24 protein-coding genes are annotated in these 24,402 nt (G+C 57.4%); 16 read left to right on the forward strand and 8 right to left on the reverse strand.

Going from position 1 to position 24,402, the window contains the following annotated elements:
* Positions 1-282: 282 nt before the first annotated feature.
* The 9 genes from ACO0LO_RS15340 to ACO0LO_RS15380 all read left to right on the forward strand — a co-directional run bounded on the left by ACO0LO_RS15340 (position 283) and on the right by ACO0LO_RS15380 (position 7,392).
* Complete coding sequence (locus tag ACO0LO_RS15340) at positions 283-759, forward strand: VOC family protein (protein ID WP_422965103.1); 477 nt, start codon at positions 283-285, stop codon at positions 757-759.
* Positions 760-807: 48 nt separating this feature from the next.
* A complete protein-coding gene (locus ACO0LO_RS15345; protein ID WP_422965104.1) occupies positions 808-1,239 on the forward strand; it encodes a YciI family protein in 432 nt (143 codons plus the stop codon).
* Between the two features lie 233 nt (positions 1,240-1,472).
* Positions 1,473-2,708: an RNA polymerase sigma factor gene (locus ACO0LO_RS15350; RefSeq protein WP_422965167.1), complete on the forward strand. Its 1,236-nt coding sequence runs from the start codon at positions 1,473-1,475 to the stop codon at positions 2,706-2,708.
* Between the two features lie 404 nt (positions 2,709-3,112).
* Entirely contained in the window at positions 3,113-3,868 is a 756-nt protein-coding gene (locus tag ACO0LO_RS15355; protein WP_422965105.1) for an energy transducer TonB, read from the forward strand.
* Between the two features lie 179 nt (positions 3,869-4,047).
* On the forward strand, positions 4,048-5,520 hold the full coding sequence (locus ACO0LO_RS15360) for a M20 family metallopeptidase (RefSeq protein WP_422965106.1): 1,473 nt from the start codon (positions 4,048-4,050) through the stop codon (positions 5,518-5,520).
* 355 nt (positions 5,521-5,875) lie between these two features.
* A complete protein-coding gene (locus tag ACO0LO_RS15365; protein ID WP_422965107.1) occupies positions 5,876-6,139 on the forward strand; it encodes a hypothetical protein in 264 nt (87 codons plus the stop codon).
* Between the two features lie 165 nt (positions 6,140-6,304).
* Entirely contained in the window at positions 6,305-6,736 is a 432-nt protein-coding gene (locus tag ACO0LO_RS15370) for a hypothetical protein (protein WP_422965108.1), read from the forward strand.
* Between the two features lie 113 nt (positions 6,737-6,849).
* Positions 6,850-7,068: an SMI1/KNR4 family protein gene (locus ACO0LO_RS15375; protein ID WP_422965168.1), complete on the forward strand. Its 219-nt coding sequence runs from the start codon at positions 6,850-6,852 to the stop codon at positions 7,066-7,068.
* Between the two features lie 12 nt (positions 7,069-7,080).
* Complete coding sequence (locus ACO0LO_RS15380) at positions 7,081-7,392, forward strand: hypothetical protein (RefSeq protein WP_422965109.1); 312 nt, start codon at positions 7,081-7,083, stop codon at positions 7,390-7,392.
* Between the two features lie 124 nt (positions 7,393-7,516).
* Here ACO0LO_RS15380 and ACO0LO_RS15385 read toward each other — a convergent pair whose 3' ends face one another.
* Together ACO0LO_RS15385 and ACO0LO_RS15390 are read right to left on the reverse strand one after the other, a co-directional pair.
* A complete protein-coding gene (locus ACO0LO_RS15385; RefSeq protein WP_422965110.1) occupies positions 7,517-9,658 on the reverse strand; it encodes a carboxy terminal-processing peptidase in 2,142 nt (713 codons plus the stop codon).
* 311 nt (positions 9,659-9,969) lie between these two features.
* Positions 9,970-10,503 (reverse strand): demethoxyubiquinone hydroxylase family protein, encoded by a 534-nt coding sequence (locus ACO0LO_RS15390; protein ID WP_422965111.1) that lies wholly within the window; start codon positions 10,501-10,503, stop codon positions 9,970-9,972.
* A gap of 190 nt (positions 10,504-10,693) precedes the next feature.
* Here ACO0LO_RS15390 and ACO0LO_RS15395 point away from each other — a divergent pair, with 190 nt between their 5' ends.
* Together ACO0LO_RS15395 and ACO0LO_RS15400 are read left to right on the forward strand one after the other, a co-directional pair.
* Positions 10,694-11,581 carry a hypothetical protein gene (locus ACO0LO_RS15395; protein ID WP_422965112.1) on the forward strand — a complete coding sequence of 296 codons (888 nt, stop codon included), beginning with the start codon at positions 10,694-10,696 and terminating at the stop codon, positions 11,579-11,581.
* 168 nt (positions 11,582-11,749) lie between these two features.
* The gene (locus ACO0LO_RS15400) at positions 11,750-13,093 is read left to right on the forward strand and encodes a glycerophosphodiester phosphodiesterase family protein (protein ID WP_422965169.1); all 1,344 of its coding nucleotides are present in this window, start codon (positions 11,750-11,752) and stop codon (positions 13,091-13,093) included.
* Positions 13,094-13,219: 126 nt separating this feature from the next.
* Here ACO0LO_RS15400 and ACO0LO_RS15405 read toward each other — a convergent pair whose 3' ends face one another.
* Positions 13,220-13,528: an EthD family reductase gene (locus tag ACO0LO_RS15405; RefSeq protein ID WP_422965113.1), complete on the reverse strand. Its 309-nt coding sequence runs from the start codon at positions 13,526-13,528 to the stop codon at positions 13,220-13,222.
* Positions 13,529-13,830: 302 nt separating this feature from the next.
* Here ACO0LO_RS15405 and ACO0LO_RS15410 point away from each other — a divergent pair, with 302 nt between their 5' ends.
* Both ACO0LO_RS15410 and ACO0LO_RS15415 read left to right on the forward strand, forming a co-directional pair.
* A complete protein-coding gene (locus tag ACO0LO_RS15410) occupies positions 13,831-14,616 on the forward strand; it encodes a fused MFS/spermidine synthase (protein WP_422965114.1) in 786 nt (261 codons plus the stop codon).
* 25 nt (positions 14,617-14,641) lie between these two features.
* The gene (locus ACO0LO_RS15415) at positions 14,642-15,406 is read left to right on the forward strand and encodes a YoaK family protein (protein WP_422965115.1); all 765 of its coding nucleotides are present in this window, start codon (positions 14,642-14,644) and stop codon (positions 15,404-15,406) included.
* A 49-nt stretch (positions 15,407-15,455) separates the two neighbouring features.
* Here the strand turns inward: ACO0LO_RS15415 and ACO0LO_RS15420 are convergent, their stop codons facing one another.
* Both ACO0LO_RS15420 and ACO0LO_RS15425 read right to left on the reverse strand, forming a co-directional pair.
* Positions 15,456-16,913 carry a M20/M25/M40 family metallo-hydrolase gene (locus ACO0LO_RS15420; protein WP_422965116.1) on the reverse strand — a complete coding sequence of 486 codons (1,458 nt, stop codon included), beginning with the start codon at positions 16,911-16,913 and terminating at the stop codon, positions 15,456-15,458.
* 139 nt (positions 16,914-17,052) lie between these two features.
* The gene (locus ACO0LO_RS15425) at positions 17,053-17,868 is read right to left on the reverse strand and encodes an alpha/beta fold hydrolase (protein ID WP_422965117.1); all 816 of its coding nucleotides are present in this window, start codon (positions 17,866-17,868) and stop codon (positions 17,053-17,055) included.
* A gap of 156 nt (positions 17,869-18,024) precedes the next feature.
* Between ACO0LO_RS15425 and ACO0LO_RS15430 the strand changes: the two genes are divergently transcribed.
* Positions 18,025-18,708, forward strand: coding sequence for a type 1 glutamine amidotransferase domain-containing protein (locus ACO0LO_RS15430; RefSeq protein ID WP_422965118.1), 684 nt, complete (start codon positions 18,025-18,027; stop codon positions 18,706-18,708).
* A gap of 42 nt (positions 18,709-18,750) precedes the next feature.
* On the opposite strand, the gene yjjJ is transcribed toward ACO0LO_RS15430, so the two are convergent.
* Together yjjJ and ACO0LO_RS15440 are read right to left on the reverse strand one after the other, a co-directional pair.
* On the reverse strand, positions 18,751-20,109 hold the full coding sequence (gene yjjJ, locus ACO0LO_RS15435; protein ID WP_422965119.1) for a type II toxin-antitoxin system HipA family toxin YjjJ: 1,359 nt from the start codon (positions 20,107-20,109) through the stop codon (positions 18,751-18,753).
* A gap of 245 nt (positions 20,110-20,354) precedes the next feature.
* The gene (locus ACO0LO_RS15440) at positions 20,355-20,795 is read right to left on the reverse strand and encodes a hypothetical protein (protein WP_422965120.1); all 441 of its coding nucleotides are present in this window, start codon (positions 20,793-20,795) and stop codon (positions 20,355-20,357) included.
* Between the two features lie 162 nt (positions 20,796-20,957).
* On the opposite strand from ACO0LO_RS15440, the gene ACO0LO_RS15445 reads away from it, so the two are divergent.
* On the forward strand, positions 20,958-22,337 hold the full coding sequence (locus ACO0LO_RS15445) for a cation:proton antiporter (RefSeq protein ID WP_422965121.1): 1,380 nt from the start codon (positions 20,958-20,960) through the stop codon (positions 22,335-22,337).
* Between the two features lie 18 nt (positions 22,338-22,355).
* On the opposite strand, the gene ACO0LO_RS15450 is transcribed toward ACO0LO_RS15445, so the two are convergent.
* Positions 22,356-22,856: a GAF domain-containing protein gene (locus tag ACO0LO_RS15450; protein WP_422965122.1), complete on the reverse strand. Its 501-nt coding sequence runs from the start codon at positions 22,854-22,856 to the stop codon at positions 22,356-22,358.
* 519 nt (positions 22,857-23,375) lie between these two features.
* Between ACO0LO_RS15450 and ACO0LO_RS15455 the strand changes: the two genes are divergently transcribed.
* Complete coding sequence (locus ACO0LO_RS15455; RefSeq protein ID WP_422965123.1) at positions 23,376-24,380, forward strand: diguanylate cyclase domain-containing protein; 1,005 nt, start codon at positions 23,376-23,378, stop codon at positions 24,378-24,380.
* Positions 24,381-24,402: the final 22 nt, after the last annotated feature.

Raw genomic sequence — 24,402 nt, forward strand, 5'->3', positions numbered from 1 at the left:
CGTTTGCCTGCAATATAAAGTACGTTTCCTGGCGCTATCACTAATTTCTAACAGGATAGTGCAGTTTGACGCCCCTCTGCCATGTTGATCGTGAGAAATATAAAAATATTTTGCAAATTTTCATCAAGCCTTGTCGAATTCCAGTTGCTTCTTTCGTCGTACCTGTAGATGCTGCGGAAGGCAGGCCCACGATCGTTTTCATTCGAGCTTGCCGGGTGCATGCATCATCCGATTTACAACAGGCCGGCATAAGGCGGCCACACTCACTCCAAGGAGACAACCATGAGCAATTCGCAAGTCAAACCGATTCCTGAAGGCATGCATTCCATTACACCGCACCTGGTATGCGCCGGCGCCTCCGATGCAATTGAATTTTATAAAAAAGCCTTTGGCGCAGTGGAAGTGGCCCGCATTCCCGCGCCCGAAGGCAAGCTGATGCATGCTGCAGTCAAGATAGGGGATTCCGTGGTGATGCTGGTGGATGAATTCCCACAATGGAATTCCTTTGGCCCTTTGCACCTGAAAGGATCGCCGGTCACCGTGCACCTTTATGTGGAAGATGTGGATGCAACCTTTGCTCAGGCAGTCGCTGCCGGCGCCACGGTAAGGATGCCGGTTGCCGACATGTTCTGGGGCGACCGCTTCGGCGCGCTGACCGATCCCTTCGGCCACCAATGGTCGGTGGCGACCCATACCCGCGACATGTCGCCGGAAGAAATGCAGGCAGAAATGCAGAAGCAGACGCCCGGCTGCGCCTGAGCCGGCTCTTTCCGCAGACCGATCAACAGAGAAAACGGAGGAAACAATATGCGATTCATGATCATTATCAAGGCCGACAAAAACACTGAAGCCGGCGTCATGCCGGACGAAAAACTGCTGACTGACATGGGCAAGTACAATGAAGAACTGGTCAAGGCCGGCATCATGCTGGCCGGCGAGGGCCTGCATCCCAGTTCCAAGGGCGCGCGAGTCAGGTTCTCGGGCAGCAAGCGCGACGTCGTGGACGGTCCTTTCACTGAAACCAAGGAATTGATCGCCGGCTTCTGGCTGTGGCAGGTCAAGTCCAGGGAAGAAGCCATAGAATGGGTCAAGCGTTGCCCCAACCCTACTGGCGAAGAATGCGAAATCGAAATACGCCAGGTGTTTGAAGCCGAAGATTTCGGCGAAGAGTTCACGCCGGAACTCAGGGAGCAGGAAGAACGCCTGCGCAACCAGATGTCGGCGTCGCAGTCGCATTAGTAGAAGCGGGAAGAAGCGGGCGAATCGCGGATGCTGAAAATGATTGGCATTGCGGCCATCGTGCCGGTGGTTTCCATCGCTTTAACCCAGCCTCGCCTACATCAAGGCCGTAACTAAGAAATAGGGGAGGGCGGTGGTGGTAAACTGAGGTTTACCATTCCGCCGCACTTCTTGAACCCATTCCCATCGTGACTACCTCTCCCATCCACCGCAGCATCGAAGCCGTCTGGCGCATGGAGTCGGCGCGCATCATTGCGTCGCTGGCACGCATGCTGCGCGACGTCGGTGTGGCGGAAGAGCTGGCGCAGGATGCGCTGGTGACTGCGCTGGAGCAGTGGCCGCGTACCGGCGTGCCGGACAACCCGGCTGCGTGGCTGATGACGGCGGCAAAAAATCGGGCACTGGACAAGCTGCGGCGTAGCCGCATGCTGGAGCGCAAGCATGAGGAGCTGGGCCATGAGCTGGAGTTACAGCAGCAGATGGCGCCGGTAGAAGCTGACATCCGGCTGGGCGGCGACTTGGTCGACAACATTGATGACGACCTGTTGCGCCTGGTTTTTATTGCCTGCCATCCTGTACTGTCGCCCGAGGCGCGGGTGGCGCTGACGTTGCGCCTGCTGGGCGGCCTGACGACGGACGAGATTGCGCGCGCCTTCCTGGTGCCGGAGCCCACGGTGGCGCAGCGTATCGTGCGCGCCAAGCGCACGCTGACCGAGGCGCGAGTTCCTTTTGAAGTGCCGCGCGGGCCCGAGCTTGCCGCGCGCATTGCTTCTGTGCTGGGTGTGGTTTACCTGATCTTTAACGAAGGTTATTCTGCCACCGCGGGCGACGACTGGATGCGGCCTGCGCTGTGCGACGAGGCCCTGCGGCTGGGCCGCATACTGGCCGAACTGGCGCCGCAGGAAGCGGAAGTGCATGGCCTGGTCGCGCTGATGGAAATCCAGGCTTCCCGTTCGCGCGCCCGCACTGGACCGGCGGGGGAGCCGGTTTTGCTGTTGGAGCAAAACCGCGCCCGCTGGGACCGCTTGCTGATACGGCGCGGCTTTGCCGCGTTGCAGCGGGCAGAAGAGCTGGGCGGTGCGCTGGGCCCGTATGCGCTACAGGCCGCGATTGCTGCCTGCCATGCGCGCGCGCTGACCGCCGAGGCGACGGACTGGCAGCGTATCGCTGCACTGTATGACGCATTGGCGCAGCTCGCGCCTTCGCCCGTGGTTGAGCTGAACCGGGCAGTGGCGCTGGCGATGGCTTTCGGGCCTGCAGCAGGGCTGGAGCTTGCGGACCAACTGCTGTCTGAACCTGCGTTGAAAACCTACCATCTGCTGCCTGCCGTGCGGGCAGACCTGTTGGCCAAGCTGGGCCGCACAGCAGAAGCGCGGGTGGAGTTTGAGCGCGCGGCGTCCCTCACGCGCAATATGCGTGAGCGCGAACTGCTGCTGAGCCGGGCGCAGGCCTGCCTGCAGGGGCCCTGAAACAGTTACTCCCTTCTACATCGGCGGCTTTATCGCGGCACACCGCTGCCGTTCCATGGGCTTCTCGCCTCTTCTGCATTGCACAAAACCCACAAAATTAAGCCTCTGCGCTTGTTCTGCCGGGCCTCCGTGCAGATATTGCACATGGATATTGCTATGCAAACTTTTCCATGGCAGCATACATGCTGTAATGAAACAGTCACATTCTGGAAGCGTGCACCACGAAGGATCGCCGCTATGTCCGGATAGAGAAATCAGGCCGCAAGATGCACCGTTAAGGAGCAGCTTGCGGCCTTGTATATGGTAGGGAGTGGTAACGAATGGAAGCGAATGTAGCGAGGTGAACGGTATCCGGTGTTCGGTTTTTAATTAGGAACGATATGAAGAAGGTAGTGCAAAACGAAATGAGAAAATTTTGTGTCCTGCTGTTCAGTTTATTCTGCGTAACTATGCTGGCAAGCGGCTGCCAGAAAAAGCCGCCCCAGGAAGACCCTGTCGCTCCGGCAGCGCCCGCGTCGCAGGCAGAAGCATCCCGGCCGACTGGGCTGGTGAAGAATGCGGTCCGCCATACCGACCAGACCGCCGACGTGACCAAATGGATGGATCAGGCTTCCACCAAAACCGCCGCCCAGCTTGCCGCGGAAGAGAAGCAGGCCAAGGAAGCAAAAGCGGCACAGGATGCAAAACTGGCGCAAGATGCCAAGGCCGCGAAGACCGCCACTGCGCAAGCGCCTGCCGTGCATGAGGCGGCAAAGCCGGCCGCTGCCGCCGCGCCGCCTCCTCAGGTGGTAACGCCCAAGGTGGTGGAGGTTGCCGCATCTTCGTCCACTGCGCCGGCAGCAGCTGCACCCAAGCCTGCCGCCCCGGCGCCTGCAGTTGCTGCTGTTGCAGCGGCCGAGCAGAATGTGCTGAAGCTCTTGTCCAGCAGCCAGCCCAGTTTCCCTGGCCTTGCCGCGCGTGCCGGCCTGACTGAAGGCGTGGTCAGTGCCCGTATTCATGTCGATACCGGCGGCAACGTGTCGCATGTGGACATCCTCAAGGCTGTTCCTGCCAAATACTTTGACAAGGAAGTCATCGCGGCTGCATCGGCGTGGAAATATGCGCCGATTTCCAGTCCGCAGACCAAGGTGCTGGAGTTCCACTTCAAGCTGGATAACTAGTAGCACTTTTAGCGATGCCGGCCCGGTGCGGTCCTGCTGCACCGGGGCGCATCAGGTTTCTTTCCTCTCCTGCCGGATGCCAGACCAGATATTGGTATAAAGAATTTCATCGCTGCCTGGGCAAAATCGGGAATTTTGATTCATACTTATGTCCTCTATGAATTGATAGGATGGCGGTCATGGCAATCTCCGATGAAACGATGGCAAAGCTGGATCCCAAGGCCTTGCAAGACTTTGTGGACGGCAAATGGGACAGGGAAATCGTCCCCAATCTCACCAGCTATATAGAAATTCCCGCAAAAAGCCCGATGTTCGATGCAGCATGGGAGCAGAACGGCTATATCGACAAGGTAGTGCGCGATGCCGCCGACTGGATACGCGCGCAAAAAGTGCGCGGCCTGACGCTGGAGCTGATCAGGTTGCCTGGCCGCACGCCGGTGCTGTTTTTTGAAGTACCTGCCAATGGTCCTGCGGGAGCCGATACCGTATTCATGTACGGCCATCTGGATAAGCAGCCCGAGTTCAGCGGCTGGCGCAACGGCTACGGTCCATGGACACCCAAATATGTGGACGGCAAGCTGTATGGCCGCGGCGGCGCGGATGACGGCTATGCTGTTTATGCTGCGCTGACAGCAATCCAGGCGCTGGATGCACAAGACCTGCCGCGCCCGCGCTGCGTGGGCCTGATAGAAACCTGCGAAGAATCCGGCAGCTACGATCTGCTGCCGTATATCGATGCGCTGAAGCCGCGCCTGGGCGACGTGTCGCTGGTGGTTTGCCTGGATTCCGGTGCCGGCAACTACGACCAGCTATGGCTCAGCACTTCGCTGCGCGGCGCGATCAGCGGCTCACTGGAAGTGCAGGTGCTGGAAGAGGGCGTGCATTCCGGCGAGTCCAGCGGCGTCATACCTTCCACTTTCCGTATCATGCGCCAGTTGATTGACAGGCTGGAAGACAGCAAGACCGGTCGCCTGCTGCCGTCCAGTTTCCATTGCGAAGTCCCGGCAGAACGCTTGAAACAGGCGCAGCAAACTGCAGCGATCCTCGGTGATGAAGTGTGGAAAAACTATCCATGGTCCTGCGGTGCGGACGGCAATTCCGTATTGCCGATGGTGGACGATCCGCTGAAGGCGCTGATCAACCGCACCTGGAACCCGACATTGTCCGTTACCGGCGCAGAAGGTCTGCCGCCACTGGCCGACGCCGGCAATGTGCTGCGTCCGCGCACTGCATTCAAATTGTCGATACGCCTGCCGCCGCTGGTGGAGGCCGTGCCCGCAGTAGAAGAATTGAAGAACCTGCTGGAAGTGGATCCTCCTTACAATGCCAAGGTGATTTTCAAGCCCAGCCCGGGTTCTGCAACCGGATGGAACGCGCCGATCACGCAGCCCTGGTTGTCCAGCGCGCTGGACCAGGCCTCCAATCAATATTTCGGCGCACCTTGCGGCTATATCGGTCAGGGCGGCACGATACCGCTGATGAACATGCTGGAAAAAGGCTTCCCGAAAGCGCAGTTCATGGTCTGTGGCGTGCTGGGCCCCAAATCCAATGCACATGGCCCAAATGAATTCCTGCACGTCCCGTTCGGCAAGAAGCTGACTGCGGCAGTGGCGCAGGTCATTTCTTCCGCGGCGTTAAAAGAAGAGGGCTGATGTCTACGGCGGCGCGGGCGGATGCCTGCGCCGCTTTTGTTTTCTCCCCACATTTTCCCTGCTGGTTTTCTCTTATTTTTTCGGCGGCGGTGCCGAAAAAATAGAGCGCATTGCGCGCAATTTTCCTCCCCTCACGAGTTGTCGCGGCTAATCCACAAGTCGCAGTTAGCGTCCACTCTCGTTCTCGCTCCCATCTATTAAAGCGCGCTGTACAAGTGGCCAGCACGTCTATACATGCGCGTATGTATTTGCGAATAATTTATTCAAACATGTATTGAATAATAATTCATTTGCGAATAAAATGAATTCATCAGTCCACGCAATCGCAGTGTCCTTATCAACCCCTCAGTGAGTAATGATGAACGAATCCGGATACAAAAAACCCTTGCACGACAGTCACAAGGCAGTTCTCGGCGCCATCCTGGCCTATACCGAAAAATACCGCATCGCGCCAGCAGTCAGGGATATTGCCGATGTCGTGCACAAAGCCCCGAACGCGGTAGTGGAAAGCATCCTGGCATTGGAAAAGGCAGGCCATATCACCTGCCTGTCGCGCGGCGGCAGACGCATTTCGCGCGGCATATTGATCAACGCCGGCGCGGACCAGGCAGCCAGGTAGTGAAGCGCCATGTGTAGGTTGGGCTAAGGCCTCATCAGCCCAGCACTCAGCCCTCGCAGATCAGCAGCGCCGGCATGCAAGGAAGGTTGGGCTGATAACCAATTTGCCCAAGCTACGAAACTGGCCCAACCAACAAAACGACGGCCATAGAACGAAGGAATCTACATGCAAAGAGCACACCAACCCACGCTTAGCCAGCAGCGCACAGCGCAGGAGCAGCAGGCGGAACAGACGGAGATCATCCACCACTGGCTCAGCCAGTGGGCGCACTGGATGCGCAACAACGCTGCCGAGATCCGGCGCGATGTCGGCTACGGCCATGCCACCGTGGAAGGCAAGCAAATGATCACCAACTACTCCACCGCCGAAGATGACGGCACGCTGATCTGGGACCTGCGCCGCGAAAAGACCGTACTCGATGTCGATGCATTGCTGGGCGACCTGAAGCTGCAGATGCCCTGGACCTGGTGGGCCATCTGCCACCGGCACGGCCTGGCCACAGTGTGGAAGTTCCCGCGACTGGATCCGGAAGACGCGTACTGGAATGCGGTGGAAGAAATGGCTTTGCTGGTGGAGGAAAGGGGCTTGGTGCTGTAAGTATGAATGAATTTGCCGTATCGGCGTTTTTGCCAGAGTTATTCGCCTTGACGCCTCCTTAGACGCAATGGTCATCCGGTCCCCTACCGTTTGCTAATTCGGACGAAGAAAGCATTTACGATGCGATAGAAAATTGGGAGGGCATACCAGGCAAGCCTTCGCTGCCTGTAGGCGATGACGGCGGCGGCAACCAGATTTACCTTGCCTGGGATACGGATGCGCCGTCGGTGTGGATTTGCCTGCACGATGAAAATGAAGCTCGCGTTAAAATTGCCAACAGCTTTGAGGAATTTATCGACAAACTGTTCCTCGATGAAGGCCTACTGGATTGAAAGCAATGAATAATGAATAGATACGAAGGAAAGCCTTTTCTGCGGTTGTTGGAATGCTATATCCTTTCCGCTATCGGACATTTGGATGAAGGGCAGAGGGCTGCCTTACAGGCGATGGAACCAAAGCTGGCCGGTGTCTATCAGACCGGCGGCACCTGGCTGGAAATAGTAGGCGATCAAATGGATTTTCCTGAGACCTTGCCGCAAAAAATCCGTGAAATCTGGGAGAGCAACCTTGCCAAAGCCAGGCAAAGCGGTATGCCGGTTGATCCTACGGAATTTGCGATGGCGTTTGTGGATCAAAATTTTCCAGATATCGGCTAAGAGTTTTTACAGCGCTGATAATGCAATTTCCATCGGTGGAAAATCTTTGAGAATGGATCGTCAGGATCGAAAAAAAGCCGGATTTGCAAACCCGGCTTTTTCATGTGTAAAACAGCTTGGATGATCAATCCTGCTTCTGATCTGCCGCAAACACCGCACCTGGCAACACGCGGGCAGCCAGCTTGTGGTTGGTTTTGAGCAGATCCACTTCGTCACCCAGCACATTGGCGGCTTCGTTCAGGATCACATCCTTGGCATCCTTGCGCGCTTTTTCCGCAGCCAGGTCGGCTGTCAGGTTACGCTCATTTGCCTGCAGGCCGTCATCCTGGTCGGACTTATCCTTGCCGCCGTTGGCCTTGTCGCGCAGCTTGGTCTTGGCTTCCTGGGCATCGCGTTCCTTGCGGCGGTCTGCTTCATTCAGTGAGATCAGGTTTTTCTTGCGCTGTGCCGTTGCTTCCTTGACGTCTTCCAGCAGGTACTGGAAGTCTTTTTCCTTGGAGATGCGCGCTTCATAACGCATCTGCAGCAGCGGCAGCATGTCAGTCAGGTCGCCGGTGGGTTTGTAGTCCGCTGGTTTGATCTGCACCCATGCCAGTGCATTGTCGTAACTGGATTCGCCGAAGCTTTCCGTGTCGGAGATCACCGGGAAGTTGATATCCGGTGAGACGCCGCGCAGCTGCGTGGTGCCGCCGTTGATGCGGAAGAACTGGGCCACGGTCATTTTCAGCTCGCCGAACTTAGGCTTGTCGCTCTGCGCGATCTGGTCCAGATCCACCATGGTCTGCACGGTGCCCTTGCCGAAACTGGGTTCGCCGATGATCAGGCCGCGGCCGTAATCCTGGATCGCCGCTGCGAAGATTTCCGATGCCGATGCGGAGCCGCGGTTGATCAACACGCCCAGCGGCCCATTCCACACCACACCGGCGCTGCTGTCGCTTTCCACGCTGACCTTGCCTTGCGAATTACGCTGCTGTACCACGGGACCCTTGCCGATGAACAGGCTGGTCAGTTCCACCGCCTCGTTCAGCGAGCCGCCGCCGTTGTTGCGCAGGTCGATCAGCACGGTATCGACCTTGTCTTTTTTCATTTCTTCCAGCAGGCGTGCCACGTCGCGAGTGGCGCTCTTGAAGTCTTTGTCGCCCTTGCGGCGTGCATCAAAATCCTGGTAGAAGGTTGGCAGCGAAATCACACCGACCTGGCGCGTGGTCGTGCCGGTCTTGACTTTCATGATCGTTTTTTTCGCCGACTGCTGCTCCAGCGTGATCTTGTCGCGCACCAGCACGACATTCTTGTGTTTGCCGTCCGGACCGGCATCTGCCGGCAGCACGTCAAGCTGTACCTTGGAAGCCTTGTCGCCGCGGATCAGTTTCACCACGTCGTCGATGCGCCAGCCCATGACATCGGTCAATGTGCCTTTTTCACCCTGGGCCACGCCCACGATGCGGTCGCCCACTGCCAGCTTGCCGGAAGAAGCCGCCGGGCCGCCAGGCACCAGCTCGCGGATTGTTGTGTATTCATCGCGTTCCTGCAGCACCGCGCCTATGCCTACCAGCGACAGCTTCATCGCAATGTCGAAATCTTCCGACGCTTTGGGGCCGAGGTAGTTGGTATGCGGCTCTATCGACATCGCATACGCATTCATGAAGACCTGGAATACGTCGTCGCTCTTCATCTTGTAGACGCGCGAGATGGAGGTGTCGTAGCGCTTGTCCAGCGTGTCGCGGATGGATTTGTCATCCTTGCCGGCCAGCTTCAGGCGCAGCCAGTCGTTCTTGACGCGCTTGCGCCACAGGTCATTGATTTCCGCCTCTGATTTCGGCCACGGTTCTTTTTCACGCGTGATTTCGTAACTTTCCTGCTGATCAAAAGTAAAACCCTGTTTTAGCAGGCTGCGCGCATAGGTCAGGCGCTCCACCGTGCGTTTTTCGTACAGGTTGAACATCAGGAAGGGGATATTCAGGTCTTCGCTGTAGATCGCGTCATCCAGCTTGGTGCGCGCGGCAGAAAACTGGTCCACGTCTGCCTGCGTGAAGAATAATTTTTCCGGGTCCAGCGACTTTAGGTAGCGGTCGAAAATCTTTTCCGACATCGCATCATCGAGCGGCATGGGCTTGTAATGGAAGCGGGTGAGGAAATTTGCCGACAGGTTGGCGGCCTGGGATTGTTGCTGCAACGGCATCAGTAGCGGCGGCGCGGCGGGTTCCAGTGCAAACGCCTGAGTACCCATGGCAAGTGCCAGCGCGATCCATAACAGTTTCTTCTTCATGCACAATCTCCAAAAATGTTCAGCCAAGTATATATATTAGCTGCGCAGAAGCCAATTCAAGTTCAACAGAAAATTTTGTTTCAATGATTTACAAAAGTGCGGCTTTTGTGAAGCTTCATGTGAAGTTTTTGTAACGAAGCCCGCCACGATTGATGAAACAAGTTCTATCTCATTTAACCACGCATCCGCTTTGCAGGTATTTGGACAGGTAAAGCGCGGGGTAAGTTCAGTCGATTTGGTGAGGATGGCTAAAGAGATGAACTTTTTAGCAGCCGAGAACGTTTATTGGCTAAATGGTATGCGGGGCCTATTTATATGTTCATCCCTATCCATATGACAGTTTCGGTGGACAGCGCGACCACCGGCATGATCAGTCTGGGCCAGAACCGGCTTGCAAACAGATGAGACGCTGACAGATCATGATGCATCCGCTCCTCATCAATGATTGTGCTTATGGCAGTAACCGCCTCGGCATCGAGGTCCTGCAAGTGCTGCAATTGCAGGTTCAGATGCCTGAGCACGACGCTTTCGACAGCGACAGTCGTTGCCGCGATGGCGTTACTTCCAAACAGTGCGGTAATGACTCCCAGTGCATAGCCGCCGATTCCGCATAGCCAGTAGCTTCTGCAACGCGAAAGGCCTCGACGCTGTAATTCGGCCGAAAATATAGCCCGGTGGCCTTGCTCATGTGCTCTGAATTCGCGCAACTCCACGCACAGCTTAGGTGCTGTGAGCCGGCTAACAAGAATCTGGCCTGAATAAATACTGATAGCGCCATGTTCGCCTGCGTGGTTCACTTTAATAATGCGGTCTCCCGGGTTTTTCGGGCGGAGATCGAACGGCATGATCATCTTTCATTTAGGTTTTGATTCATCATGCCGTAGGCTTGCCATTAAATCAATCTTGGGGCGAAGCTACCCCCGGCGATCACCGTCAAACCGTATAGTCGGATAGTGTAGAATGCCTGTCCCTGATCGCCCTGAAAAAGCGGTTGTGTGCAAAGGCAGGCTCCAAGTTTAAGCATGAAAGAAGAGAATGAACCTTGTTATCAATGAAGCGCTGCGCGCTTATATAGACCCGCTGACGCCGAATGAATATGCCGCGCTGGAACGCAGCATCCTGGCCGAGGGCTGCCGCGATGCGCTGGTACTGTGGGGTGAGATGCTGATAGACGGACATAACCGCTATGCCATCTGCCGCAAGCACGGGGTGGAGTTCAACACGGTGCAGAATACCAAGTTCAGCAGCATCGAAGACGTGCAGCTGTGGATGATAGACAACCACCTGGCGCGCCGCAGCGTGACCGATTTTCAGCGCGGCGCACTGGCGCTGCGCAAGAAGGAGATCATTGCCGCGCGCAATGCTGCGCAGCAGGACGCTCAGCCTGACGCTATTGCCCATGCCGCCAGCGCCACGGATGCTGCATCCGATGTTTCTGCAGGGGCCGCGGTAACCGGTCGCAGCACCCGCGAAGACCTGGCCCGGTCCGCAGGCATCAGCAGCAATACCATAGGCCAGATAGAAAAAATCCAGAAAACCGCTGCACCGGAACTGGTGGCCGCCGTCAGGGCCGGTACCATTTCCATCAATGCGGCGGCTGCCGTCGCCTCCTTGCCGGCTGAGGAACAGGCTGCTGCCGTCGCAGGCGGCAGGAAAGAGTTGCAGCAGGCTGCGAAGCAGGTGCGCGAAATGAAGGCGGCGAGCAAGCCGCCCAAGGCGCCGGCAGAGAATGCCGCAGCCGAAGCCGCCGAGCCCGTGGCGGCCGGCAGCCATGCAAATCAAGGCGGTGACGCCGGCAGCGATGGCGGCCATATTGCACAGCTGAACAGGAAAATAGGCGAGCTGAGCGCCGAAAACGCGGCACTGAAGGAGAAAGTGACCATGCTTACCGCAGCACTGGAGGAGGCGCGCAGGGTAGGCTGACCGGGCGCACAGGTTTTGTCTTACGGCAACAGATAGATGGCCAAAAATTAATGTAATGTCATCATCTCGTCACGTGAGCTATTTAGCATGATTTCAGTTTTCTCAACCCTGGAGTCTTTAATTATGCTGAATAAAAAGAAAGTGTCGCCTCGCTCGTTGAGTATCCTGATGGCAGTCGGCGGCGGTTTGCTGGTAGCGGCCTGCGGCGGTAGCGGCAATCCTGTGCCTTTCGGCACGCTGAATGCGCAACAGCCTTTGATTATCGGCCACCGCGGCCTGCCTGGCCTGTTTCCCGAAGAAACCCAGCCTTCGTATGAAGGCGCGGCCGATGCCGGCACCGACTCGCTGGAAACGGATTTGCACCTGACCAAGGATTGCAAGCTGGTTGCCCGCCATAACCCATGGCTGAGCGATAACACCAACGTAACCGACGTGGCCAAAACCAACGCTGACGTCGCTTCCCGCAAGCGCACCGTGCCCGGCGTGCTGGTCAATGTCAAATACACTGTCACCGCCGATAGCGGTCCCGCGCAGTACCTGAGCGATTTGACGAACCCTAACGATCCAAAGTCGGTACTGAAATCGCTGATCGTGGACGGTGAAGACCATACCAATGACTGGTCTATCACCGATTTCACGCTGGCTGAGCTGAAACAATGGTTTGGCGGCACGACCTACGATGCGCGCGACCAGCGCCCGACGGCGCTGAACGGCAAGTATCCTGTGCTGAGCTTCCAGGAAATCATCGACATCGCGCAAGCCAAGAGCAAGGCCAGCGGCCGCACGCTGTCGGTTTATCCTGAAGCCAAAAACCCGATCTGGAATAACGCCCAGGCAATCGCCAACGGTTGCGGCGCGCCAGGCAGCCATCCGCTGGAAGATGCGATGCTGAAGGCACTGAACGACAATGGCCTCAATAGCAAGGATGCGCCGGTATTCGTGCAGAGCTTCGACCCAGCGAGCCTGAAGTATTTCCGCTCCGCCGGCCTCAAAGCCAAAGTGGTGCAACTGGTTGACGGCAATGACGTCAATTACAAAACCGGCGAGATGATCTACAAGACCAACGACGTCTACAACTTCGTCGATGGCCGTCCTTACAGCTGGACGCTGGCAGGCGATGCGCGCTACTTCGGCGTGATGCTGACACCGGCAGGCCTGGCGGAAGTGAAAACCTATGCTGACGGCATCGGCCCATGGAAACCACAAGTCATGACGTGGAAAGTTGTTCCATTCAAGGACAAGAACGCCGACGGCACGCCTTACACAGGCTCGCTGGCAGACGTCAACAGCGTCACACCGACCACGCTGATCGCCGATGCACATAAGGCCGGCCTGTTCGTGCACAGCTACACTTTCCGCAATGAAGCCAAATATCTGGCGGGCATCTACAAGGGTGACCCAACGCCGGAATACCTGGACTTCTTCCGTGCCGGTATCGACGGCGTGTTTACGGATTTCAGCAACACAGGCGTCGCTGCAAGGGCTGCCTACCTGCGTGAGACGGGTCGTTAAGCGGGCGTCAATAGAATGTAAGATGCGCATTTCACACTGCATTGCACCGTAGCGTGATGACAAAAAAAGGGAGGCCTGCGCCTCCCTTTTTCTTTGTCTGTTTTTATTTTTTTGCTTGCAGATGCCTTACACCATACGTGTTTCGCTGCTCATGATATCCACTCCCGCTGTTGCAAAGTTGGCCAGGTCGGCCGCGGTTGCCTTGCCTTCCGGCGACGCCATCGCGGCGCCGATGGCTTCCATGGAATCGAAGCTCAGGATAGCGACCAGATACACGGCATGCTTGCCGCTTCCGCCCATGACGTCGCTGCTGCTTACTTCGTAGCTACGCAGGCCGGGAATCGTCTTGGCCAGCGGGACATGATGGTTGAAATAATAATCGTTGAACTTGTCCGGATCGGCGGGTTGCTGGTAGACCGCAAATAGTTTGGCCATGGCTGTTGTCTCCTGTTAATCATCTGGTTATCGTTCATGCATGTGCTATACGGTTGCATGCATGATGATTTCGTCAATTGCCATAAACATTCTACGCCTGCGCCAGCCGGCGCACATGGGCATGCTATGATTTGAACGCAGCCGGCAGTTTTGCCGGCGCAGAGCCATAGTGTGCATAGTGCAGGGGGCTGGAAGTGATGGTCGGTCCCGTCCTGGAACAAGAGATCAACCGCTATTTCATCGAGGTGCGCCATGTATTGGTCTGATTGCATGCGCTGTACCCATCGCTTTTACGGAATGCCATGCTGTTAAAAGGTTTTCACGCACTGGCGGAACTTGCCGCTTCCGGCGAGCCCTTCGTCCATCAGCACAGGCGCACCGTGTCGCTGCTGTTTGACATCTCTGCGATACAGAGCGAGATGCATCTGGATCATCCCGATTACCTGACGCTGGCCTATACCAAGGCGATGATGGGCTTCCTGCTGTTCAGCAGCAGCCCGCGGCTGATCGCGATGATAGGCCTGGGCGGAGGATCACTGCCGAAATACTGCCACCGCTACCTGCCGGACACTGCAATTGTCGTGGTCGACAATGATCCGCAGGTGATTGCGCTGAGGGATGCCTTTTGTTTGCCGCCCGATGACGCCCGGCTGCAGGTGTTGTGCAGGGATGGCGTGGACATGGTGGCGCAGGCGGATGCTGAATACGATGTGCTGATGGTGGACGGTTTCGACAAGCAGGGCCAGCCGCCGCAACTATGCAGCCAGACATTCTACGATTCCTGCGCAGCCTCGCTGGCGCAGGACGGCATCATGGTCGTGAACCTGCTGGGCGACAAGGAGGATGTGGAGTTATACGCAGACCGCATCCGCCGCAGCTTTGACGGCGCGGCAATCGCCATCGATGTGCCAGACTCCAATAACAAAATTGTTTTCGCCTGCAAGGGCGGATTGCTGGATAGCCCGGACCAGACGGTCATCGGCAGGCTGCGCGAACTGGAGCTGCAGCACGACATTGCGTTGCGCCTGACCGCACGCAATATTCTGCAGCAGCGCCGCAACGACAGATCGGCGCAGGCAGCGGCCTGAACCGGACAAACGTTTTTATTCAGAGATGCCTATCTCATTCCTCCGCCAACTGGCCGGCACCCGGCGCACCAGCCGCCGCGACCGCCATCTCGGATGCGTGCTTGCCTTCGTTGCAGGCGCGGTCAACGCCGGCGGTTTCCTGGCGATAGGCCAGTATACATCGCACATGAGCGGCATCGTCTCCGGCATGGCCGACAACTTGGCGCTGGGCGAAATCACATTGGCGCTGGCGGCACTCGCAGCCTGGTTGGCGTTTGTGCTGGGTGCCGCCACGACTGCCTTGCTGGTCAACTGGGGCAGGCGGAACCAGCTGCATAGCCGCTTTGCGCTGATTTTGCTGCTGGAGGCAGCGCTGTTGCTATTGTTTGGTTTGGCAGGCGTCAATCTGGCGGCAATGCGGGATTTGCTGGCGCCGGTGACGGTGCTGCTGTTGTGCTTCATCATGGGTTTGCAGAACGCGATCATCACCAAGGTGTCTGGCGCAGTAATCCGCACCACCCATATTACGGGCATGTGTACCGACATGGGCATAGAACTGGGCAAGCTGTTTTACTATAACCGCAGGCCGTTGCCCGGCCAGCCGGTGTATGCCAACCGCGACAAGCTGGTGTTGCATGCGATGCTGATTGCCTACTTTTTTAGCGGCGGCCTGTGCGGCGCACTGGGATTCAAGCAGATAGGCTATTCAGCAACTCTCTTTCTATCGTTTGTGCTGGCGATCCTGACGCCGGGGCCTATCTGGCAAGATGTGCGTCTGCGCTGGCGGTTTTACCGGCGTCATGGCATTTGAGCATTCAACGCCGGCACGCCGTTCTTTCGGCAAATCCGGCGCCTTTGCATTACATTTTCATTTCAGGCGAACGTCCTATCGTTTCTTCCATATTGGCCAGGTACCAGCTCATCATTGCCATCAGCGCGACCTGGCGGCGCAGGTGGTCCGGCACTACCTTGTCCAGCGTGTCGGCGGCGCTGTGGTGGTAGTGGAAGTAGTCGCGGTTGTTCAGCAGCGGTTCGAAGATGGGCACGCCGCCTTGTTCCAGCGGCGTCAGGTCGCCGGTATGCAGCGCGTCTGAGCGTTGCAGTACCGGGGCTCCCAGCGGCAGCAGTGCTTTTTGCAATGGTGCAAACAGGGCGGCGTATTCTGGACGTATGCCGGCGATGATACCTTCAGGCCGGCCGGCGCCGCTGTCGCTTTCCACGGCGGCAAAGTGCGAGGCCAGTTTGCCCTTGTTCGCCTCAAAATACGCCTGGCCGCCGGAGCCGCCGTTTTCTTCACTCATCCAGGCAACGACCCGTATCGTGCGGCGCGGCTGCAGGCCCAGGCGCTTCAGGATTTCCAGTGCGCCCATCGCGGCGCTGACACCGGCACCGTCGTCAATGGCGCCCTGGGCCAGGTCCCAGGAATCGAGATGGCCGGAAATCAGCACGACTCCGGCACTGGGGTCGCTACCCGGCAGATCGGCAATGACGTTATGGCTGTCTGCGTCGGGCAGTGTTTGCGGCGTCAACGTCAGGTGCATGGACAACGGGCCCCTGGCCGCCAGGCGCGCTATCAGCATTGCGTCTTCTGTGCTGACGGCTGCCGCAGGCAGGCTGACGCCCTTGTCGAAATTGGTGATGCCGGTATGCGGCAGGCGATAGTCCGCACCGGTGATCGAGCGCATCAGCGCGGCCACGGCGCCCAGTTTGGCGGCGGCATTCGGGCCGGTGGAGCGGTATCTTGTCGCCAGGCCATAGGCTTCGCCGGCGCGGCCGCCATTGGCCAGGTCCTGGTCGTACGCGACATTGAACAGTACGATCCGTCCTTTAACTTCTGCGGCGCGTGCCTGCAATTCGTCCAAGCTGTTGATGACCAGTACAGGCGCGGTAATGCCTGCCGACGGCGTGGCGGAAGAGCTGCCCAGTGTGGTCAGCACTACTTTTTGCGTGATGCCTGCGGGGCGCCCGGTGTACTCCACCAGTTCCGCGGTTTCTGCGCCGCGCACCCAGTGCGGCACCTTGACAGGCTGTAGCGTCACCTGCGCGCCTGCTTTTTTCATCGCTTCCGCTACCTGCGTTACCGCTGCTGCTGCACCGGACGATCCAGACAGGCGCGGACCGACGAGATCGGTCAGGTCTTCCAGGCGCTGGTAAGCCCAGTCGCTTCCCATGGCGGTTTCGCGGATGGTATTCAGGGTGGCGGCGTCGATGCCCGGCTTGCCGGGGTTTGCCGCCATAGCGGAAGTACCCGTGCCTGCCAGCAGGCAGATGAGAGCGGCGGAGAGAAGCTTGTTATGCCTGTGTAGATTCTTTTTCATTGTATGCCCAAGGGAAAATTTTACTATATGGCAACAATGATAACCCAGGCAAACTAAATTTGCTTAGTTGAAAACCGATTAAGAGGCGGCCGCAGCATGTCCGGCAAGACGTCTGTAGCGCGGTCAACCGCGCGCAATCTTATCCGCCACTGAAACCCAGCCAGTAGATCACCGCTTCGTTGAATGCATGTTCCTGCTCGTGCATGACCCAGTGGCCGGATTCCATGCCCAGCACTTCCGAATCCGCATGGCTTGCCAATTCCATCAGCCACTCGGCGGAATGGAACATGAAGGCTTTGCGCTTGGCGTAGATATACAGCATGGGACAGGCCGGCTTGAACTGCGGCGCGTCCTTGTAGCCGCCAAGGGAGCCGGTCCATAGCAGGTAATACGGGTAGTTCATCTTCGAACCTATGCTGTCCGGCAAGCCCGGCGCTCCTGCAATGCGCGCCATTTTGCGGGTCATGGCGTCGCCGGTGTTGCCGCCTATGCGCCAGGCTGCCGCCAGCCAGACTTGGTAGCTGAAGATCATCAGCCGGGCTTTCACCGAAGGCCGGTATTCGGGGGAATCGACATCGCCAATGTCCACGCCAATGATCTTGGACACCATGCCCGGATGCCGCATATAGAATTGGTACCCGAACACGCAGCCCCAGTCGTGCAGCATCAGTATCACCTGGCGGCCGGGGCTCACCTTGTCGATGATGTGCTTGAAAATGGCGATGGTTTCGTCCAGCGAATACGCGCGCCGCGGCTTGCCCGCATCAAAGCCCGGCAAGGTAAAGCGCACGCAGCAGTGGCGGTCTTTTAATGCGGCGACCTGGCCGTCCCATACGCGGTAGGTATCCGGCCAGCCGTGCACCATGACAATGGTATCGCGGCCATGGCCTTCCACATAAACGTCGATGCCGTCTACCAATAGATGCCGGCTGTTCGATGGATGTGTTTGACTCATCAGTGTCTTTCTTTTTATGTTTTATCGTCTGCCAGTTACCAGTGTAATCATTTAAAACTGCTGCGCAAAGCGGTCTCGGTTCGCTACCGCACGGTGATTGCCGGGCCGGTGGCAAACAATGCCTGTCTGATCCAATGATAGACAGAGAGGCTGCACATGAGAATCCTGATGGTACTGACATCGCACGACCAGCTGGGCGATACCGGCAAAAAAACCGGCTTTTGGCTGGAAGAATTTGCCGCCCCGTATTACGCCTTCAAGGATGCCGGCGCTGCGCTTACGTTAGCGTCGCCAAAAGGCGGGCAGCCGCCGCTGGACCCGAAGAGCGACGAGCCGGATGCACAAACTCCCGCCACTGAGCGTTTCAAGGGCGATGCCGCCGCGCAAAAGGCGCTGTCGGAAACGATACGCCTGTCGGAAGCCTTGTCTTCGGCGCCAGCCTACGACGCGGTGTTTTATCCGGGCGGCCATGGCCCGCTATGGGATCTTGCCGAAGACAAAGACTCCATCAAGCTGATAGAAACGATGTATGCTGCCGGCAAGCCGCTGGCGCTGGTCTGCCATGCACCAGGCGTGCTGCGCCACGTAAAGACAGCGGACGGCGAGCCTTTCGTCAAGGGCAAGAACGTCACAGGGTTTGCCAATACTGAAGAGGAAGCGGTGCAATTAACCAAGATAGTGCCTTTCCTGGTGGAAGATGAGCTGGTGAAGAACGGCGGCAACTATAGCAAGGGACCAGACTGGCAAGCACATATCGTCACCGACGGCTTATTGGTCACCGGACAAAATCCGGCATCATCGGCGCCGGCGGCATTGGAACTGCTGATGAAGTTTTCCTAGCGTGCAGAGGGCAGAAGGCCAAGGGCAGAGGCCTGCCTCCGCTCAGTTACGCTGCGAGGCAAGCAGGCGTTCTACCTGAGCGGCATTGGTTCCGCAGAGGGAGCGGAATTTTTTGCTGATACGCGCATCGTGCTCAGCGCGGCGCCAGAATAGCGCTGCCGCTTCTGCTGCACGCAGCCAGGCGCTGCGTTCTTTGGGGACGGGCAGGGCGGGCGAGAATAGGCGTTCGACCAGTTCTACCCCGCGCTGCGGCGCATACAGCATGGGCAGCATGTCATAGGCTGGCGCGAGGGCAAGACCAGGCAGGAATGCCAGATTGCCGTCATGCATATCCGAATTTGCAATCAGGCGTCCGAAATGCTCCAGCAATTTTATCTGCTGCGCGGTATCCGCCGAAATATAGTTTTTTGCCAGCAGTGCTTCTGCGCCGTCCGACCAGGTACCCGTTCCGCCCAATAAGGCAAAATTCAATTCATGCCAGGAGCACACGCCGGAGCGCCCGAATTCGCCATGCCGGTCAAAGCGCTCAGCTTCGTAGAAGGTGCGGCCGCCGTATTGATAGATACGGCTTTGCGCCGCGCTGAGTTGTAGCGTGTCGGCAACCGTGGTCAATGCCAGGTGTTCGCATACCAGCAAGTCGGACCAGCGCTGTTCCTGCGGCGAGCCGTCGGCGCCTGAGAATTTGACGATGACATGGGTCGGTGTCTCCATCCGGCGGCGCGCGGTAAATTTGGGAAATTCTCCGGCCGCCGAAGAATCCGCTGTCCCGAAGTTCAGCGCCTGTAAGGCGTGTAGAGGATATTCTGTTTCTATCTCGTCGTCCGACAGAAAATGGGCGCCGTGCTGCTGTTCCTCCAGGAAGCGGCGCAAGGCCTGTTCGCCCAGAATGTAGTTGCCAGGCTGATCCCAGCCCAGCACGCCCAGCACATGCAGCACGTCATCTTCGTTCCAGCGTGCCACATCTTCATCTACCTGCATCAGCGCCGCAAACTGGTGAGCAAGGTTACGTCCAAGGAAACCCTGGGGTCTCATGTCGGCCAAGGGGTATGGCAAGCCGCGAAACCAGCCGTCGGCCATCTCGTCATCGAGCGGCCACGGAAATGCCTGCATGAAGCTCATTGCACAGCCTTCCGGATACACAGGTTCAAGCACCCCTACTTCATGCGCGCGACCCGACTCATCGATGCAGTAAAGGGGCAGCGGAGCTGCATTGCCTCGAACCGGCCGGCGCGCTGCATACGCAGTTCGCCGCGCCCGGCCGCGCGAGACGACTTGTCCGCCCAAGGCAGCAATCGCTCGCATCAGTGAAGGCCGGCTTATCGCCAGACGTTTTAACAGCTCACCTGCCTGCTGCCGACGCCAGGTGCGAAGCGTAGCGAGAAGAGTATCAGCGATTGTCATGTAACGATTTTTGTTAGTTAAATATTAAATTTTATGGATAGAAAATGAAGAATGGCAGGATTTTATGTAACGATTTGTGTAACGATTATCTAGGTATTGACTGGATTGTAGTAGCCCGGTGATGTTAAGTCAAAAAAAACAGGAACGAGCATGTCTGGGGCGAGGAAGCGTCCGGCTGAGGGGAAGGGAATTCAAGAGGGCTCAAACGTGGAATAGTCCGATTCGCCGTGCAAGCCAGCGACAAATCAGTGCGCCCGCAACCTATTCAGCAGCATGCTGACTTCCAGTGCGGAGACGAGGGCGGCGGGGCTGGAGTCGGGCGCCAGGTCGGCATCGTCGTCGGCAAATTCTTCCGCCAGGTTGCGCCAGCCTTTGCTGGCGGCAAAATCGTTGAACTGTTCAGGCGCCTGCAGCACGATGAGGCCGTCGTCTTGCAAGCCGGCATCCGCCAGGCCGAAATCGGGGCCGCGATAACCCAGATTGCGCAAGCGGGCCAGTATGCCGCTGATCAATACCTCATCTTCATGCAGCGGATCGTCTTCAAAACCGGAAGCGAAATCCACATACACGTCGATCATGCCGTAGCCCTCATCAAAGATGCGAATTCCCTTGATGTCGCGCAGGTGTCCCGAGGAATCCCTGGCGCTGAACGGACCGCTGAGCTCAATGTCGGTTTGATTGTTCATGAGAAATAATATACGCGCAATATGGATGTACTGCACGGTCTGCTTTAAAAAAATGTTGCAGGCGCACAGATATTTTTTACATGCCCGTTATCCGTGCGTTAGCGCGCACAGATATTGGCGTACCTATGGTCCAATCACGAGAATATTGTTTGAACGGACGCCATGATCTCTGATCCCTTGTGGTTTTTACTGGTGGGCGGCCTGCTCTTGTTTATGGGGCTGACGTCTTCCAGGTTAAAGCGCCTGCCGGTAACGTCCGCCATTATTTATTTGTCGGCGGGACTGCTGGTGGGGCCTACGGTACTGAATCTGTTCCATTTCAATCCGCTGAAAGAGTCGGCGCTGCTGGAAGTACTGACCGAGATTGCGGTATTGATTTCACTGTTTTCAGCCGGCGTCAAAATGCCGGCGCCCGTCAATGTCAAACGCTGGCGCACGCCGGTGCTGCTGGCGTCGGTCTCGATGATGGTCAGCATCGCGCTGGTGGCGGCGTTTGCCTATTATGTATTCCACTTGCCCCTGGGAGCCTGCGTGCTGCTGGGTGCGATCCTGGCGCCTACCGACCCGGTACTGGCGACCGATGTGCAGATACGGCATCCGGGCGACCATGACCAGCTGCGTTTCACGCTGACCTGCGAGGCTGGCATCAATGACGGCAGCGCTTTTCCTTTCGTCATGCTGGGCATGGGGCTGCTGGGCTTGCACGAGGTAGGGGAAACCGGTATGGACTGGGTGTGGCTGGATGTGGTCTGGGCCACGCTGTCCGGCATTGTCCTGGGCCTGGTGTCAGGCACTTTGCTGGCGCGGCTGATCTGGAAAATACGCGGTGGGCAGCAGAGCAGGGACCTGATGGACGACTTCCTTGGCCTGGGGCTGATCGGGGTGGTGTATGGCATCAGCGTGCTGATCAACGCAGGCGGCTTCCTGGCGGTATTTTTCGCTGCCGTGGCATTGCATCAGACTGAATTGAAACTGGCCAGCGTGATCAGGCATAAGCAGCAAAGGCCGAAGCCGATGCCCGCCACCGGCATTGCTTTGCCCGAAGTGAAAATTCTATCCGTTGCAGACGCAGACAAAAAGGGAGAGTTGGAAGAAACAGGGAAAAGCACAGATCCGGCTGATACCGTCAGCGAGAGTTCGCTGGTCTTCAAGGAACACCTGGAGCGCCTGTCGGAAGTGATCCTGATCTTGCTGGTGGGCGGCATGCTGTTCCTGAATTCCTGGAGCTGGCGTGCCGTGGGGCTGGCGTTTTTCCTGTTCCTGGTGGCCCGCCCGGCCGGTGTGCTACTGGGGATGCTGGGCAGTGGTTCGTCGTGGCGCATGCGCGGCCTGACCGGCTGGTTCGGCGTGCGCGGGATAGGCTCTTTGTATTACCTGATGTATGCGATACAGCACGGCTTGCCGGAACCGCTCGCGCTGCAGTTCATCCAGCTGACGCTGATCGTGATCACGCTGTCCATCGTCGTACACGGCATCAGCGTCAAGCCTTTGATGAATATCGTCTGGCGCCGCAGGCGCCTGCCGGAAAAAGCGGTGCAGTAACGCGGGCTTATACCTGCATTATTTGAAGTCAGTCGCGGCGACGAAGGCGGCCACCAGCGCTTCCAGGCCTTGCTGGTCTTCTTCGTTGAAGCGGTTCAGGCTAGGGCTGTCGATGTCGAACACGCCGAACAGTTCGCCATCCTTGATGACAGGAATGACGATCTCTGCATTGGACGCCGAATCACAGGCGATATGGCCGGGGAAGGCGTGCACGTCGGGAACCAGAATGGTGCGGCGCTCGGCGGCGGAAGTACCGCAGACGCCGCGGCCAAACGCAATGCGCGCGCACGCGACCTTGCCCTGGAAGGGGCCTACCAGCAGTTCCTGCGCACCGTTTGCCTTGGCAGGCCGGACCAGATAGAAGCCTGCCCAGTTCAGGTCGGCAATGGTGTCGTAAATGAATGCGGAGAATTGCGATGCATTGGCGACCAGGTCGCGTTCGTCTTCCAGCACGCTGGCAATCTGGCGGGAAAGCAGGGAGTAATCAGGTTTGGTGCTGGCGGCGGATGTCGTAAACATGGCAGGTCTTTGAAATAATTTGTAAAAAAACAATAAATGATCAGCTTGATGAGTCATTATATCGCTCCCGACGCTTTTGCGTTTTTGGTATTTCCCAAGGGTAAGAAGTTGTTACAGCGATTGACACCCATGTCGATGAATACGATATTGGAAGCTCAGTTGAGAATGAATCTCAAGACAAGAGCGTAAAAAAACGCCATCCCGGAGCATCCACATTCAGAGTTTTCTCACGTTGGCAGTAGGTTAAGTCTTACAGTCAGCGGATGCGGTACAACTTATCATGCGAAATGTAGAAATTGCTTTGAAGAAAATCCATACCGTTATTTGCTATGGATCTGAAAATTAAAGTGATAATTAATAATCAACATTTACATTGAATCAGCCCGCGGAATAGTCTAATTTAAAGAATGATGCCGCTCCCTATGAGGGCAGGCACGCCAGCGGTCTGAAGGAGCGCTGCGGGAACGGCCCCGGCCTGCGCAGGCCGTTTGATACATTTCACGTATTTTTTAATAGAACATGGTAAATAGCGAAGACATTTTGAGGGCACGCATCCTTGTCGTTGATGACCATCGCGACAATGTGGAAGTGCTGTCCATGCTATTAAATGCGATGGGCTACATGGACGTGGAAGGTACGACTGATTCGTCCGCCGTCTGCAAGCTGCATCTGCTGAACGATTACGACCTGATCCTGCTGGACATGCAGATGCCTGGCGTCAGCGGTTTTCAGGTCATGGACGAGATCAAGAGCATGGGTACTGACGATTACCTGCCCGTGCTCGCCATTACCGGCAATAGCGATCTGAAGATACGCGCGCTGGAAGCGGGCGCGAGGGATTTCATTGCCAAGCCTTTCGACTCGGTGGAACTGGAAAAGCGCATCCACAATATGCTGGAAGTGCGCCTGCTGTATAAGCAGGTATCTGCCCACAGCAAGGCGCAGGAAGCGCTCGCGCTGCAGGACGTACTGACCGGCCTGCCCAACCGCCGCTTGCTGAACGACCGGCTGGATACCGCGATCAAGCACGCCAACCGCAATAGCATGTCCGTCGGTGTCCTGTATCTGGATCTGGATGGCTTCAAGCAGGTCAATGACGGCCACGGCCATGACTGCGGCGACAAGCTGCTGAAGATCGTGGCAGAACGCCTGCTGGCAACATCGCGCGAGGAAGACACCATCGCCCGTATCGGCGGCGACGAGTTCGTCATCGTGCTGGCGCAGATCAACCAGGCCAGCGACGTGCACCGCCTGGCCTCCGACGTGGTCCGTGTCGTCTCCGAACCCTGCATCATCGATGGCCGCGTGGTCAAGGTAACGGCCAGCATCGGCGTCAGCTTCTACCCGCACAATGCAACCGTGCCGGAAGACCTGATCAACTATGCCGACCAGGCCTTATACGAAGCCAAGCGCAGCGGCAAAAACCAATATCTGGTGGCCGATCCCGACTGCGGCAACCGGGCGTGCATTACCGATGGCTCGGGCGCTACAGCGGTGTCAGCGAGCTGGGTAGGGCGGATGTAAAAACTCTAAACGCAATATGTCC

The sequence above is a fragment of the Undibacterium sp. TJN25 genome, assembly GCF_049339885.1.
In the GTDB taxonomy this organism is placed as follows: domain Bacteria; phylum Pseudomonadota; class Gammaproteobacteria; order Burkholderiales; family Burkholderiaceae_D; genus Undibacterium.